Below are 14,471 nucleotides of genomic sequence, written 5' to 3'. Positions count from 1 at the left end.
GACAGTTATGACAGCGATAAGCGCAACCCGGGTGGTGTTTCCGGATTATCAGTATCAGGCACAGGCGAATGTACAGCTCGTTGAAGCCGATGGGCAAGGCGGCCTGTATGTGGTGACCGATGTTACCCCTTTTCACCCGGTCAGCCACATCTGGCCGGATCATCCGGCAGACCGCGGAATGCTGAAGTGGGGAGGCGATAGCCAACCTGTTGTCGGCTGTCATGTCGGTGCCGTTGAACTGGTGACCGGACAGCTGTTTGTCGGCGCCGCGATTCCAGTCAAACGCTTTGAGCCGGGCTGGGTGTTTGTTGTGGTGCATCAGCTTGCCACTGATATGGCGCTGGCCGCAGGGGTGGCTGTTGAGTTGGTTGTCGATGAGATTTATCAGCAGGCCCTGAGCCGTGGCCACAGTGGGGGCCACCTTTCCTCGCTGGCGCTTAACAAGGTCCTCCATCAGGGATTCTGGCGAAAAGAGGCATCACGGAAAGATGAACTCGGGCACTACGATTTCCACAGTTATGCGCAAACGGAAAGCCGTGTGACCGAAGATTGCAGTACTGATACTTATCGCCTCGGGAAGACCCTGCGAAAACGCGGAATGAATACGGCAGAGATGCTCGCAGCTCTGCCTGACATCACGGAGCAGGTGAACCAGCAGCTGACTGCCTGGTGCCACGAAGGTTTTCCGGTGACACTTCGCAAAGAAGGCTCTGCTTTGACAGATTCCCGTTACTGGCAGTGCGCTCTGCTAGAAGGGAATGTAGTCGAAATCCCTTGTGGCGGTACTCATGTCCGCTCTCTGGCCGAGTACGCATCATTGACCGTATCGTTTGATATTCGCAATGAGCAGGAGTTGATAATGATCACCCGCAGTGTTAAAGCTTGATCACCGAACCCGTTGATAAAAATCGCCTTGATGGCGATTTTTTTATATTTATCAGACTATTATTAATGAAATGACGGTATCTGATAACCGTCGTAAAGTTTGCTGGATCCTGATTCTATGGGTTTACAACATTCTTGATCTATGGGCTTTAAAACCACATTGGTAAAATAATATATCGGTTTAAATTGAAAAACAGCATATGTAACTTATGCTTTCGGGAAGTGTATTGATAAATGTTCTTTTGGTACCTGATCGCTGATCAATAGGGTTTATCACGTTGATCAACAGAATCAGGTACGCTCAGGCTTCGCGGTAGAAAAGAGATATTGGATAAGCAGTAGAGGCGAGTGCGAAGAACATGCAGTGAAAAATATCGAATGGCTGTTAATGAAGCTACACGTGTAGTGAGATGCTCTGCCAGAGAGCCAGAGAGCCAGAGAGCCAGAGAGCCAGAGAGCCAGAGAGCCAGAGAGCGGATTCCTAAGCTGAATCAATGGCAGTGAAAACAACTTGCGCTAGGATACGGCGCATAAAAATGCCGACTATGCCTGATTAGGAGTAACACATGGAACAGAATTTTTGCCCGGAATGCCAAACGGAAATGCATTGGCATGACAATCATTACCACTGCGAGGACTGCGGTAAAAATTGGCGAAAGCAAGCGTACTGCCCGGACTGTGCAGCCCAGTTGGAAAAGCTGGCAGCCTGCGGTGCCGCCAGTTATTTTTGTAATCAGTGCAATGAGTTGAAGTCTAAATCCAGAATCCGGATTGAGTTTGTCAGGGCCGAATAGCCTCCATCAACCCTGACGGGACACATGGGGTTAATGGACACAGATTGATGGGCTTCAGATTAACGGGAAGACGACTCGCTGACCACAGAACTTATCTCGCCGTCGGCCAGTCGGGTATGAATCGTGTCACCGACCGACACCTGACTGCTGTTGCGAACCACTGTGCCGCTACTGTCGCGGGTGATGGAATATCCCCGTCCCAGTGTTGCCAGCGGGCTGACCGCTTCCAGTTTTTCGGCAGCCATTGCCAGTCGGTGGCCAGAGGCGACCAAGCGACGATCCATGGCTTCCTGCAGTCTGTCTTCCAGCCGGTGGAGCTGGTTCTGTTTGGTTGCCAGCGTGCGGGCAGGAGAGTGCAGCGCCAGTTTGTAATTGTATTGCTCCAATCGCTGCTGGTAACGGGCCATGTAGCGTTGCATGGTGTGACCAAGGCGTCCGGTCAGCTCATCCAGTTGCTGTTGTTGCTGGTTCAGGCGAACTTGCGGATGCTGGCGGTCCAGCCTGTGCTGCAGGCGAATAGCCTGGGCGAGGCGTTCAGACATGTAGTGGCGCATAGCGCTTTGCAGTTGTTGCTGTCGCTGGCGTATCTGCTGGGTCTGGTGGGTCATATCCCGGCTTATCAACTCAGCGGCTGCTGAAGGGGTCGGTGCGCGTACGTCCGCGACAAAGTCAGCAATCGTCACGTCCACTTCGTGGCCGACGGCGCTTACAATCGGGATTTGACTTGCTGCGATAGTGCGGGCCACGATTTCTTCGTTGAACGCCCACAAATCTTCCAAAGAGCCACCGCCACGCCCCACAATCAGGACATCACATTCCTGGCGGGCATTTGCCCGGCCGATAGCCTGCGCAATTGAAATGGCAGCTCCTTCACCCTGTACCATGGTCGGGTAAATTACAACCGGCAGGCTGGGATCCCGGCGTTTCAGTACCTGCAAAATATCATGCAGCGCAGCACCGGTTTTGGAGGTAATAATCCCGACCCGGCGAGGTAAATCCGGCAGTGGTTTTTTCAGCGACTGAGCAAACAGACCTTCGGCGGCCAGTGCCATTTTCAGCTGTTCAAATTGTTGCTGCAGTCGACCATCACCTTCCGGCTGCATGCTTTCGATGATCAGTTGGTAGTCCCCACGAGGTTCATACAGGGACAATCTCGCCTTGACCAGAACCTGGGTCCCATTGGCCGGTTTGAAGGTGACCCGTCGGTTTGTGCCCTTGAACATGGCACATTTCACCTGAGCACGGGAGTCCTTCAGGGTGAAATACCAGTGGCCGGAGACTGGCATCGACAGGTTAGACAGTTCACCAACCAGCCAGACAACTCCCATTTCGTTCTCAAGGATCAGTCTGACCTGAGCGTTCAGGCTGGAAACGGTATAAATGCGATCGTTGTTCTGAGTTTGGGGAGAAAATAGGGTCACGCGGCAGAAAACCTGTAGTCGGAGGTTTAGGCGGGTGCGGAAAACGAGAGAAGATATCGTTTGCTATTTTTTGGGCAGATCTGTGGACAGATCTTGGTCGTAAAACGGCGACCGCAACACCGGAAACTTAACCGAAATATATTACAGATCAAGGGAAAATAATCAATAAAAAAATCAAAAAAAATTCTAGCCAAACGTTTGCACCCTACGTATAATTCGTTCGCAATATTTTATCCTTCTTTAAACCTCTACTTGGTGTGAGATATTGCAATGTTACGAATCAAACAAGAAGCTTTGACTTTCGACGATGTTCTGCTGGTTCCAGCCCATTCAACTGTACTGCCTAACACTGCCGATCTGCGCACCCGTCTGACGAAAGACATTTCGCTGAACATCCCTATGGTGTCAGCGTCAATGGATACCGTCACTGAAGGTCGCCTGGCGATTGCCCTTGCCCAGGAAGGTGGCATTGGCTTCATCCACAAAAACATGTCCATTGAGCAGCAGGCTCGTGAAGTTCGCATGGTGAAAAAGTTCGAAGCGGGTGTGGTATCAGAACCTGTCACCGTGAAACCAGACAATACCATCGAAGATGTGAAGCGCCTGACTGAAGAAAACGGCTTTGCCGGTTACCCGGTAGTGACTGGTAACAACGAACTGGTGGGTATTATTACCGGCCGTGACGTTCGTTTCGTGACCGACCTTTCCCTGAAAGTAGAAGATGTGATGACGCCAAAAGGTAAACTGGCGGCTGCCAAAGAAGGCGCATCACGTGAAGAAGTAGAAAAAATCATGCAGCAGCACCGTGTTGAAAAAGTGCTGCTGGTTAACGACAGCTTCCAGCTGCGCGGCATGATCACGGCAAAAGACTTCCAGAAAGCAGAGCGTAAGCCTAATGCGTGTAAAGACGAGTTCGGTCGTCTGCGTGTGGGCGCAGCGGTGGGTGCCGGTGCCGGTAACGAAGAGCGTGTGAAAGCGCTGGTTGAAGCGGGTGTTGACGTACTGCTGATTGACTCTTCTCACGGCCACTCTGAAGGGGTTCTGCAGCGTATTCGCGAAACCCGTACTGCCTACCCGAACCTGCCAATCGTAGGCGGTAACGTAGCGACGGCAGAAGGTGCTCGTGCCCTGATTGAAGCTGGTGTCAGTGCTGTGAAAGTGGGTATCGGCCCAGGCTCAATCTGTACCACTCGTATCGTGACCGGTGTGGGTGTTCCGCAAATTACAGCTATCGCTGATGCAGCGGCCGTAGCGAACGAATACGACATTCCGGTAATCGCAGACGGCGGTATCCGTTTCTCCGGCGACATGTGTAAAGCCATTGCGGCTGGTGCATCCTGTGTGATGGTCGGTTCAATGTTCGCCGGTACGGAAGAAGCACCGGGTGAAGTAGAGCTGTACCAGGGCCGTGCTTATAAATCTTACCGCGGCATGGGCTCTCTGGGCGCGATGTCAAAAGGTTCTTCAGACCGTTACTTCCAGACTGACAATGCGGCAGACAAACTGGTACCGGAAGGTATCGAAGGTCGTGTGGCGTACAAAGGTCACCTGAAAGAAATCGTTCACCAGCAACTGGGCGGCCTGCGTTCAAGCATGGGTCTGACCGGTTCGGCAACCATCGAAGAGCTGCGTACTAAAGCGGAATTTGTTCGTATCTCTGGTGCTGGCATGAAAGAGTCTCACGTTCACGATGTGACGATTACAAAAGAAGCACCTAACTACCGTCTGGGCTAATCGCTACGCAACGAATTGCGAAAACGTTTGCCTAACTAAAAAACTCGTATAAGATCGGGGGCGTTTTTTAGCCCCCACCTTCCACTGATTTTTGAGACAGCCTGAAATGAGCACGACCACAAATATTCATGACCAACGTATCCTGATTCTGGACTTTGGTTCTCAGTACACGCAGCTAATCGCACGTCGTATCCGTGAAATTGGCGTTTATTGTGAACTGTGGAGCTGGGACGTCGATGAAGCCGATATCCGCGACTTCAATCCGAACGGTATTATCCTGTCAGGCGGTCCGGAAAGTGTGACCGAAGCCGGCTCTCCTCGTGCCCCTCAATATGTGTTTGAAGCGGGTGTACCGGTATTTGGTGTGTGCTATGGCATGCAGACCATGGCTGAGCAGCTGGGCGGTAAAGTTGCTGGTTCAACCGAGCGTGAATTTGGTTATGCGCAGGTGAAAATTGTTGAGCCAACAGACTTCTTCCACAACATTGAAGATGCGCTGTCTGATGACGGTCAGGCGCTGCTGGACGTTTGGATGAGCCACGGTGATAAAGTGGTTGAAATCCCGTCTGACTTCGTCAAAGTGGCTGAAACTGAGACGTGTCCTTACGCTGCGATGGCGAACGTAGAGAAGCATTTCTACGGTGTACAGTTCCACCCGGAAGTGACTCACACTCGTCAGGGCATGCGCATTATCGAAAACTTCGTTCTGGGCATCTGTGGCTGTGAGAAGCTGTGGACTTCCGAGAACATCATCGAAGACGCTATTGCACGTATCAAAGAGCAAGTGGGCGATGATGAAGTGATCCTGGGCCTGTCAGGCGGTGTGGATTCTTCCGTTGTTGCAATGCTGGTGCACCGTGCCATCGGTGACAAACTGACTTGTGTTTTCGTTGACAACGGCCTGCTGCGTCTTAATGAAGGCCACCAGGTAATGGAAATGTTTGGCGACCACTTCGGCCTGAACATTGTTCACGTTAATGCTGAAGATCGTTTCTTGTCTGCACTGGAAGGTGTGGATGAGCCAGAAGCCAAACGTAAAATCATCGGCCGCGTGTTTGTTGAAGTCTTCGATGAAGAAGCGGGTAAACTGGAGAACGCGAAGTGGTTGGCACAAGGCACAATCTATCCGGATGTGATTGAGTCTGCGGCATCGAAGACCGGTAAAGCACACGTGATCAAGTCTCACCACAACGTGGGCGGTCTGCCGGATGATATGGAAATGGGTCTGGTTGAGCCGCTGAAAGAGCTGTTCAAAGACGAAGTGCGTAAGATCGGTCTGGAACTGGGTCTGCCGTACAATATGCTGTACCGTCACCCGTTCCCGGGTCCAGGTCTGGGCGTACGTGTACTGGGCGAAGTGAAGAAAGAGTACTGTGACCTGCTGCGCCGTGCTGACGCTATCTTCATTGAAGAACTGCATAAAGCGGATCTGTACAACAAAGTTTCTCAGGCCTTCACTGTCTTCCTGCCAGTACGCTCTGTGGGCGTTATGGGCGATGGTCGTAAGTACGACTGGGTAGTATCACTGCGTGCTGTTGAAACGATTGATTTCATGACTGCGCACTGGGCACACCTGCCATACGACTTCCTGGGTAAAGTGTCTAACCGTATTATCAATGAAGTAAACGGCATTTCCCGTGTGGTTTACGACATTTCTGGTAAGCCGCCAGCAACCATCGAGTGGGAATAATTCCCCAACCGGAAACGTCTGGTATTAACAGGCACTAAATCATACTTAAGTCCGCATAATTGCGGACTTTTTTTGTTCTGGTCTTAGTCATTTTTGGCAATATCTGGCAACGCCAAGCACGGTTTGACCGTGGTATTGTGAAGGGTATGCTCCGTCGGTAATGCTATGGATTACGTCCGATACCATGCTGGTATGATCAGAGAACAAATTGAGGTTCAGACCACTACAGTAACTTTTCAAGCCATAACAGGAATGCTTCGTGTGTCCTGGTGTCATATTTTTCTTTGTCAGGGCAGTAAAAGCAAAATTCAGTATCTACGGGCTTTGAATTAAACGAATGAAAAATGCCAGCCGTGATAAGAGGAGCGGTTAAGGTGGTTGAACAAAAGACCAAGGCTTTTCCTAATAAGGCTTCCTGAATCCCAATAAGTTCTTGATCATAGGTGACATACTCAACCTTGCTCTGTTCAATTCCATTCTTTTCCAGCCATGCGTGGACGGGCGCTGGTGGTAGTTTCCGGTTTTTCCACCTGGTGGAAATAATCTTAAACCTGTCAGCCTTACTCGAAAAGTCGAGATAGGACGGGGTTCCAAAGGCATCAAATTTTTCATGTTTCAGAATGTCAGAAGTTTTTACGGACTCCGTACTACCAAATCGGATCGGCAGAGTATTAGGGTAATTATCGAATGATTCTCCTGTCGACACGTCTATCAAAACGCCTGGATGTAAGCGCATATACTCTTCGATAGCCGGGATCAGCCTCATGGAGGCGAGAGCCGTCGTGGTAGAAATCAGAATGTTATTGCCGGAGAACTTAATTTCGTCTATTGCCATCGCAATAGTACGGAATCCACTGGTTGCAGCCAGGGCTAATTTTTTCCCAGCTTCGGTCAATTCAATCTTCCGTACTTTTCGATGAAAGAGAGACACATTCAGACGGCTTTCGAGATTCTGTACATGATGAGAAATCGCTGTTGGGGTTAGCGACAGTTCATGGGCGGCAGCTTTAAAGCTTCCGTGGCGGGCGGCTGACTCAAACGCTTTAAGTGCTTGTAATGAAACCTGCATCAGACATGACCATGTGGTTGTTTTTGCACCATTATAGATGAGTTTAACGCATCTAAAATGACATTTATCTCGTTTGTTGGCGGGTTGTGGGGTGGGTATAGTTTTGGTGTTGTAATTAACCAAGGAAATGAAATGACATCTTTACTTCACATTGATTCCAGCGTCAGAGCGGCGACTAACGAGAACCCGGGGCATAATTCCATCTCGAAAAATATTGCCATTCAGTTCACAGAGGCGTGGAGAAAAGTACATAACATAAATCAGTATATTTACCGGGATGTCGGTATGCATCCGCCCGAGTTCATCAATCAGAACTGGATAGGGGCGGTGTTCACCCCAGAAGAACGACAAACAGAGATTCAGAGGGCTCTGCTTGAGCTTTCCGACAAACTGATTCAGGAAGTCGCCCAGGCCGATATCATTGTCATTTCATCTCCGATGTACAACTACGGTATGCCTGCCCACCTTAAAGCCTGGTTTGATCAGATCATACGTATTAACAAAACGTTTGACTTTGACCTCTCTCGCGGTGATTTCCCGTTGAAGCCACTTTTCAGTGGCAAAACGCTGGTGATCATTACTTCCAGTGGAGAGTTTGGGTTTGAAAAAGGCGGAATACGAGAAGAGCATGGTCACCTAGTGCCTCATCTCCGCACTTTAAGTAAATATTTAGGCGTTGATACGATTTATGAAATCGCTGCTGAATATCAGGAATTTGGGGACAAAAGACACACGAAGTCTCTTAATGACGCGATGGAGAAGGCGAGGAAACTCGGGCAGGAATTGGCGAATAAAGTCGGCTCTCCGTTTCGGGAATAATCCCGCACTAAGCGTGCTTGCTGAACAGAAAAATGAAGAGGCCTCCGAGCCTCTGTTTTTCGTCTCTGTTCCGGAAAATACTCCTATAGTGAGGAACCTATGTTAACTGTGATGTTTTGCTGTGAAGCTAAGTTGTTTTGTTATTGTTGGTATAATGTTTTGTATTAATATTTCATTACAAAATCTATGGGAACTATTTTATTGTTAACTAGCATAACGCACTTTTTGTGCGGCGCTTTTTATTACAATCCGAAGGAGGCCTGTGAACGGCTACTGCCGGGGCGGCTGACGAAGAACGATAAAAGCGTCGCAAATTAACAACATCATCTGTTTCCATGGAGCTCCCATGAGTGATCAAGCTGTAAAAGAGGCACTGGATACACCACCCAGTGCAATGGATAAATTCCTCAATTTTATTGAAAAAGCGGGTAACAAAATCCCTGACCCGGCTTTGCTGTTTTTTTGGGGACTACTGATTGTATGGGGCTTGTCGGCACTCCTTTCTCAGTTCGAGTTCGGACTGATCCATCCTGTTACCGGCCAGGCAATTGAGATTAACAACCTACTGACGGGACAATCCCTGTCGAGCTTCCTCGCGGGAATGGTGAAAACCTTCACCGGTTTTGCGCCACTGGGCATCGTTCTGGTTGCCATGCTTGGGGTAGGGGTAGCAGAAGCATCCGGGTTTATTAACACCGGCCTGAAAAAGATGCTGAACATCACGCCGGCGAAATTGTTGACGCCGACACTGATTTTAGTGGCTATCGTTTCCCATACCGCGGCAGATGCCGGTTATGTGCTGGTGATTCCTCTGGGCGGGATTATTTTCCATGCTGCCGGTCGCCATCCGCTGGCGGGTATTGCCGCGGCGTTTGCCGGGGTATCGGGTGGTTTCTCCGCCAACTTTATTCCTTCGGGTATCGATCCGTTGCTGGCTGGCTTTACTCAGTCTGCCGCACAAATTCTGGACCCGACGTATGTGGTAAACCCGCTGGCTAATCTGATGTTTACCGGTTTGTCTTCCATTGTTGTGGTGGCGATTGGCTGGTATGTCACAGAGAAAGTGATTGAGCCGCGCCTGAACCAGACGCCGGTCGATGAAGATGCGGAAGAGGCACCGGATCTGGGTTCTTTTACCGCGATCGAATCGAAAGCCTTTAACCGTGCTGGTTGGGCCATGGTATTGGGAATCATTGCACTGGTTGCTGCCGTTTTGCCAGAAACGTCACCGCTGCGTTCTCCGGAAGGCGAAATTACGGCGTTTGCGGCTCCGCTGATGCAGTCGATTGTACCGCTGATCTTTATCTTGTTCGTGATTCCGGGTGTGGTATACGGTCGTGTTGCCGGTACGTTCAAAACGAGCGATGACATTATCAAAGCGATGTCTGCCACTATGGGAACCATGGGCGGCTACATTGTGATGGCTTTCTTCTGTGCTCAGTTCCTGGCGGCATTCAGCCAGTCGAATCTGGGGACACTGCTGGCACTGTCAGGTGCTGATTTACTGAAAGCGATGAACCTGCCGGGTCAGATCACGATTGTTGGGATGATTCTGCTGACGGCGTTCGTAAACCTGCTGGTTGGCTCGGCATCAGCGAAGTGGGCTCTGATTGGTCCGATTCTGGTGCCGATGCTGATGGCGGTTGGTATTTCTCCGGAGCTGACACAGGCGGCCTACCGAGTGGGGGATTCTGTTTCCAACATTATTTCGCCGCTGATGGTGTTCTTCCCGCTCGTGGTGGTGTACATGCAGCGCTACGTGAAAGGGGCGGGGATCGGTACGCTGGCCTCAATGATGATGCCTTACTCGATTGCGATGCTGATTGGCTGGACACTGTTCCTGCTGGCTTACTGGGCAGTCGGTATTCCTCTGGGTATTCAGGCTCCGTACACATACTCGATGTAAATTACCCCAAATTTACTGCATGTAATTGCAGCATGACCATTAGCAAGCCCCGCCATGCGGGGCTTTTTTGTTTCTTGAAACATAGCCAAAAGGCATGGCGAGGGGTGAATATTTAGGGTTGTATTCTTGTTGGATATGAATTCTGGTTGTTGGTAACTATTCGTTACTTAATTCTTATTGATTGTTATTCTTAATTTTGTTGTTTTTGTGGGTTTATGTTCTGAATATATATTCTTTGTTGGTTTGTTTTATTGATTGCATTGTTTTTATTGGTTTTATTTGTGACTAATAATTTTGATATTTTGTTTTGATATTTAGGTTTATTTTGTTATTTTCACTGCCATTAACAGTATTATCTCTCGTTTATGGAATAAGGAAATAACGATAATGAGTGACACATTGGCACCGATTGCCAGAAATAAAGGAATAATCAGAGTGATTGAAAGGGTCGGCCGTAAGATCCCTGACCCGGTAATTATTTTCATGAGCCTGTTTGTCTTCTGTCTGCTGATGACCGGTTTAATTGGTGGTCTGCAATTCCAGACAACCGGGGCGGACGGGAGTGCGGTTACTCACACCATTAAAAACATGCTGGCGGCAGAGAATGTACGCTGGATGTTTGATAATGCGCTGCTGACAAACTGGTTGTCCTTTGGCCGAGGCGTTCTGGGTGTGATCCTGATCGTGATGGTCGGGGTCGGGATTGCCGAACATTCCGGTTTGCTGTCGACCGTAATCAAGAAAGTGGGCCTGCGTATTAACGATCGCTGGCTGCCTCTGCTGGTGGTGTTCCTGGGTATCATGAGTTCAATTGCCAGTGACGCCGGTTACCTGATCCTGATCCCGCTGGCTGGCCTGCTTTATGCCGGACTGGGTAAGAACCCGCTAATCGGTATGGCTGCGGCGTTTGCCGGGGTGTCAGCCGGTTTCTCTGCCAACCTGATTCCAGCGACACCATCTGACGTTATCCTTGGCGTTAACGCCCGCATTTTTGCTGAATCACAAGGCATTCCGTTTGTAACGGCACAGGGCAACCCTATTAACCCAGCCACCATGCATTACTTCTTTATCGCCACCTCCACCTTCTTGCTGGCGGCTCTGGGCGCGTGGGTAACGGTACGTTTTGTCGGCCCTCGTCTTGAAAAGATGCCTTACCAGATCCCGGAAGATCTGAATCTGGATGACTTCCAGGTGACGGATGCTGAAAACAAGGGCCTGCGTGCGGCAGGTATCGGTCTGATTTTGTCACTGGCTGCGGTTGCGGCGCTGGCGATGGGGCCACTGGCGACGTACACCAACGAAGCGGGTCGCGAGGTGACACCTTATCTGGATAACGTCATTCTGCTGATTGCCATGGTGTTCGCGACAATCGGTATTTTCTTTGGTGTCTCGACCGGTAAATTCAAATCACTGCAGGACGTGGTCTCCGCCATGGTGAAGCAGATGAACACCATGGGCTATATTCTGGTCCTGACGTTCTTCTCGTACAACTTCCTTGCGCTGCTGGGTTTCTCCGGGTTGGGCACGTATGTCACGTATCTAGGGGCAACGTTCCTGGGCTCGCTGGGCCTGCAGAACTTCCCGATCCTGCTGATTATCGGCTTTATCCTGACAACAGCGGTGATTAACCTGTTTGTCGGCGGCCTGACCTCGAAATGGATGCTGCTGGGGCCGATCTTTGTCCCGATGCTATACCAGGTGAACCCGGACATGACACCAGACATGGTGACGGCGGCATACCGCGTGGCAGATTCGTCAACCAACATCATTACACCAATGATGAGCTATGCTGGGGTGGTGCTGGCCTTCATGCGTAAGTATAAGCCAGAGCTGTCGTTCGGCGATGTGATTGCGATGATGGTGCCGTACTCCATTACTTTCCTGCTGTCCTGGACGGCACTACTGGTTGCGTTCTTTACTTTCGGTATCCCTCTGGGCTTCTAAGCCAACGGATAAGCGGTAATGACAAAGCCGGAGCGCCCAAGCGTGAAAGGTTAGAGTTGAAACAGCCAACAGCAGAACACTGCCGTCAGCTGAAAATATGAGCCATTAAAATAGCCCGCATAGTGCGGGCTATTTTTTTGCCGGTTTACAGCAGGTACTGCGCATGAAAACGCAGGTGGTCTTCGATAAAGCTGGCAATGAAGTGGTAGCTGTGGTCGTACCCTTCATGCATCCGCAGTTCAAGCGGATAATCGACAGCCTGTGCCGCAGACAGCAAGGCTTCCGGCTTCAGTTGTTCCGCCAGAAAGTTATCCTGATCCCCCTGATCAACAAGGGCAGGCACGGGCTGGGCGTTATGCTTCATCAGCTCGGCACTGTCGTACGCTTTCCAGCTTTCCGGATCGTTGCCCAGATAGTGCGTGAAGGCTTTCTTCCCCCACGGGCAATTGACTGGGTTGGCAATCGGACTGAATGCTGACACGGAGGTGTAACGGGACGGGTTGCGTAGGGCAATCATGAGTGCGCCATGGCCGCCCATGGAATGGCCACTGATCGCGCGTTTGTCGTTCACCGGAAAATGGGTTTCAACCAGTGCTGGCAGCTCATGCACCACGTAATCGTACATCCGGTAGTTTCGGTTCCACGGTGCCTGCGTGGCATTCACATAAAAACCGGCCCCGTGGCCAAAGTCATAGGCGCCGTCAGCATCATCCGGTACATCCTCACCGCGCGGGCTGGTATCCGGTGCGACAATGGCAATGCCGAGCTCGGCCGCTATCCGTTGGGCACCGGCTTTTTGCATAAAGTTTTCGTCGGTGCAGGTCAGTCCGGACAGCCAGTACAGCACCGGGACTTTTTCACCCTGTGCGATTTGTGGCGGCAGATAGATCGCAAAGCGCATCTCACAACCCAGTACATCAGAGTGGTGGGTGTATTGTTTGTGCCAGCCGCCAAAGCTTTTATTCCAGCTTACGTTTTCGATAGTCATAACAGCTCTCATAACGCAGCCGGGAGGTGAATGCCTCCCGGCCTAACAGGTTATTTATCGTAGTGGATCACAGAGCGGATGCTTTTGCCTTGATGCATCAGGTCAAAAGCCTCGTTAATGCCTTCCAGACCCATGGTGTGGGTAATGAAGTCATCCAGCTTGAATTTGCCCGCCATGTAGTCTTCCACGATACCCGGAAGTTCTGAACGGCCTTTGACGCCACCAAAGGCTGAGCCTCGCCACACGCGACCAGTTACCAGCTGGAACGGACGGGTGGAAATTTCCTGTCCGGCACCAGCGACCCCGATGATCACCGACTCTCCCCAGCCTTTGTGGCAGCATTCCAGGGCGGAACGCATCACGTTGACGTTACCGATACATTCAAACGAAAAGTCGACACCGCCGTCGGTCATCTCGACAATTACTTCCTGAATCGGCTTGTCATAATCGTTCGGGTTGATGCAATCGGTGGCTCCCAGCTTTTTCGCCAGCGCATATTTATCTTCGTTGATGTCAATCCCGATGATACGGCTGGCACCCGCCATGGTGGCGCCGATCACTGCTGAGAGGCCAATTCCGCCCAGACCGAAAATGGCCACGGTATCGCCTTTCTGCACCTTGGCGGTTTTCAGTACGGCGCCCATCCCGGTGGTCACGCCACAGCCCAGCAGGCAGACTTCCTCCAGCGGAGCTTCCTTGTTGACTTTAGCCAGCGAGATTTCCGGCAGAACCGTGTATTCAGAGAACGTTGAGCAGCCCATGTAGTGATAAATCGGCTGACCGTCTTTGTAGAAGCGGGTGGTGCCGTCCGGCATCAGGCCTTTACCTTGCGTTTCACGGATCTTCTGGCACAGGTTGGTTTTGCCTGACAGGCAGAACTTACATTCGCCGCACTCCGGGGTATACAGCGGAATCACATGATCGCCTACGGCAACGCTGGTGACGCCTTCACCGACCATTTCTACAATACCGCCCCCTTCGTGGCCCAGAATGGCCGGGAAAATTCCCTCCGGGTCTTCGCCGGACAGGGTGAAGGCATCGGTGTGGCAGACGCCGGTCGCGACGATGCGCACCAGCACTTCGCCTTTCTTCGGCAGCATCACATCCACTTCCTCAATCGACAATGGCTGCTTCGGACCCCATGCAATGGCGGCGCGTGATTTGATGAATTTCTCTGACATGGTCGTGTTCTCTCCGTCTGAGTAAAGGGGTTACCCGTCT

General features: G+C 50.9%; 11 protein-coding genes. 7 read left to right on the top strand and 4 right to left on the bottom strand.

The features are described from left to right. The first annotated feature begins 7 nt into the window (after positions 1 to 7). Together FH974_RS12300 and FH974_RS12295 are read left to right on the top strand one after the other, a co-directional pair. Complete coding sequence (locus FH974_RS12300; protein ID WP_047886612.1) at positions 8 to 886, top strand: alanyl-tRNA editing protein; 879 nt, start codon at positions 8 to 10, stop codon at positions 884 to 886. A 565-nt stretch (positions 887 to 1,451) separates the two neighbouring features. Further along, the gene (locus FH974_RS12295) at positions 1,452 to 1,679 is read left to right on the top strand and encodes a zinc ribbon domain-containing protein (RefSeq protein ID WP_047883971.1); all 228 of its coding nucleotides are present in this window, start codon (positions 1,452 to 1,454) and stop codon (positions 1,677 to 1,679) included. Positions 1,680 to 1,738: 59 nt separating this feature from the next. Here FH974_RS12295 and xseA read toward each other — a convergent pair whose 3' ends face one another. Beyond that, positions 1,739 to 3,100, bottom strand: coding sequence for an exodeoxyribonuclease VII large subunit (xseA, locus tag FH974_RS12290; protein WP_047883970.1), 1,362 nt, complete (start codon positions 3,098 to 3,100; stop codon positions 1,739 to 1,741). A 270-nt stretch (positions 3,101 to 3,370) separates the two neighbouring features. Between xseA and guaB the strand changes: the two genes are divergently transcribed. Together guaB and guaA are read left to right on the top strand one after the other, a co-directional pair. Beyond that, positions 3,371 to 4,834 (top strand): IMP dehydrogenase, encoded by a 1,464-nt coding sequence (guaB, locus tag FH974_RS12285; protein WP_047883969.1) that lies wholly within the window; start codon positions 3,371 to 3,373, stop codon positions 4,832 to 4,834. 106 nt (positions 4,835 to 4,940) lie between these two features. Next, a complete protein-coding gene (guaA, locus tag FH974_RS12280) occupies positions 4,941 to 6,524 on the top strand; it encodes a glutamine-hydrolyzing GMP synthase (protein WP_047883968.1) in 1,584 nt (527 codons plus the stop codon). A 223-nt stretch (positions 6,525 to 6,747) separates the two neighbouring features. On the opposite strand, the gene FH974_RS12275 is transcribed toward guaA, so the two are convergent. Beyond that, positions 6,748 to 7,593 (bottom strand): LysR family transcriptional regulator, encoded by an 846-nt coding sequence (locus tag FH974_RS12275; RefSeq protein WP_207103316.1) that lies wholly within the window; start codon positions 7,591 to 7,593, stop codon positions 6,748 to 6,750. Between the two features lie 132 nt (positions 7,594 to 7,725). Between FH974_RS12275 and FH974_RS12270 the strand changes: the two genes are divergently transcribed. From FH974_RS12270 to FH974_RS12260, 3 genes are all read left to right on the top strand, one after another. After that, a complete protein-coding gene (locus FH974_RS12270) occupies positions 7,726 to 8,412 on the top strand; it encodes an FMN-dependent NADH-azoreductase (protein ID WP_207103315.1) in 687 nt (228 codons plus the stop codon). 346 nt (positions 8,413 to 8,758) lie between these two features. After that, on the top strand, positions 8,759 to 10,318 hold the full coding sequence (locus FH974_RS12265; RefSeq protein WP_207103314.1) for an AbgT family transporter: 1,560 nt from the start codon (positions 8,759 to 8,761) through the stop codon (positions 10,316 to 10,318). A gap of 387 nt (positions 10,319 to 10,705) precedes the next feature. Then, positions 10,706 to 12,262, top strand: coding sequence for an AbgT family transporter (locus tag FH974_RS12260; RefSeq protein ID WP_047883948.1), 1,557 nt, complete (start codon positions 10,706 to 10,708; stop codon positions 12,260 to 12,262). A 145-nt stretch (positions 12,263 to 12,407) separates the two neighbouring features. On the opposite strand, the gene fghA is transcribed toward FH974_RS12260, so the two are convergent. Continuing rightward, positions 12,408 to 13,250, bottom strand: coding sequence for an S-formylglutathione hydrolase (gene fghA / locus FH974_RS12255; RefSeq protein ID WP_207103313.1), 843 nt, complete (start codon positions 13,248 to 13,250; stop codon positions 12,408 to 12,410). 50 nt (positions 13,251 to 13,300) lie between these two features. Then, the gene (locus FH974_RS12250; protein WP_207103312.1) at positions 13,301 to 14,431 is read right to left on the bottom strand and encodes an S-(hydroxymethyl)glutathione dehydrogenase/class III alcohol dehydrogenase; all 1,131 of its coding nucleotides are present in this window, start codon (positions 14,429 to 14,431) and stop codon (positions 13,301 to 13,303) included. Positions 14,432 to 14,471: the final 40 nt, after the last annotated feature.

The sequence above is a fragment of the Photobacterium ganghwense genome (genome assembly GCF_017329545.1).
Lineage (GTDB): Bacteria > Pseudomonadota > Gammaproteobacteria > Enterobacterales > Vibrionaceae > Photobacterium > Photobacterium ganghwense.
Note: the sequence above shows the minus strand (reverse complement) of the source record. Positions and strands in the feature narration are given on the sequence as shown.

Bases quoted from the DNA above. Each gene is read 5' to 3' on its own strand.
- FH974_RS12300 (WP_047886612.1), top strand. From the start codon at position 8: ATGACAGCGATAAGCGCAACCCGGGTGGTGTTTCCGGATTATCAGTAT.
- FH974_RS12295 (WP_047883971.1), top strand. From the start codon at position 1,452: ATGGAACAGAATTTTTGCCCGGAATGCCAAACGGAAATGCATTGGCAT.
- guaB (WP_047883969.1), top strand. From the start codon at position 3,371: ATGTTACGAATCAAACAAGAAGCTTTGACTTTCGACGATGTTCTGCTG.
- guaA (WP_047883968.1), top strand. From the start codon at position 4,941: ATGAGCACGACCACAAATATTCATGACCAACGTATCCTGATTCTGGAC.
- FH974_RS12275 (WP_207103316.1), bottom strand. From the start codon at position 7,593: ATGCAGGTTTCATTACAAGCACTTAAAGCGTTTGAGTCAGCCGCCCGC.
- FH974_RS12270 (WP_207103315.1), top strand. From the start codon at position 7,726: ATGACATCTTTACTTCACATTGATTCCAGCGTCAGAGCGGCGACTAAC.
- FH974_RS12265 (WP_207103314.1), top strand. From the start codon at position 8,759: ATGAGTGATCAAGCTGTAAAAGAGGCACTGGATACACCACCCAGTGCA.
- FH974_RS12260 (WP_047883948.1), top strand. From the start codon at position 10,706: ATGAGTGACACATTGGCACCGATTGCCAGAAATAAAGGAATAATCAGA.
- fghA (WP_207103313.1), bottom strand. From the start codon at position 13,250: ATGACTATCGAAAACGTAAGCTGGAATAAAAGCTTTGGCGGCTGGCAC.
- FH974_RS12250 (WP_207103312.1), bottom strand. From the start codon at position 14,431: ATGTCAGAGAAATTCATCAAATCACGCGCCGCCATTGCATGGGGTCCG.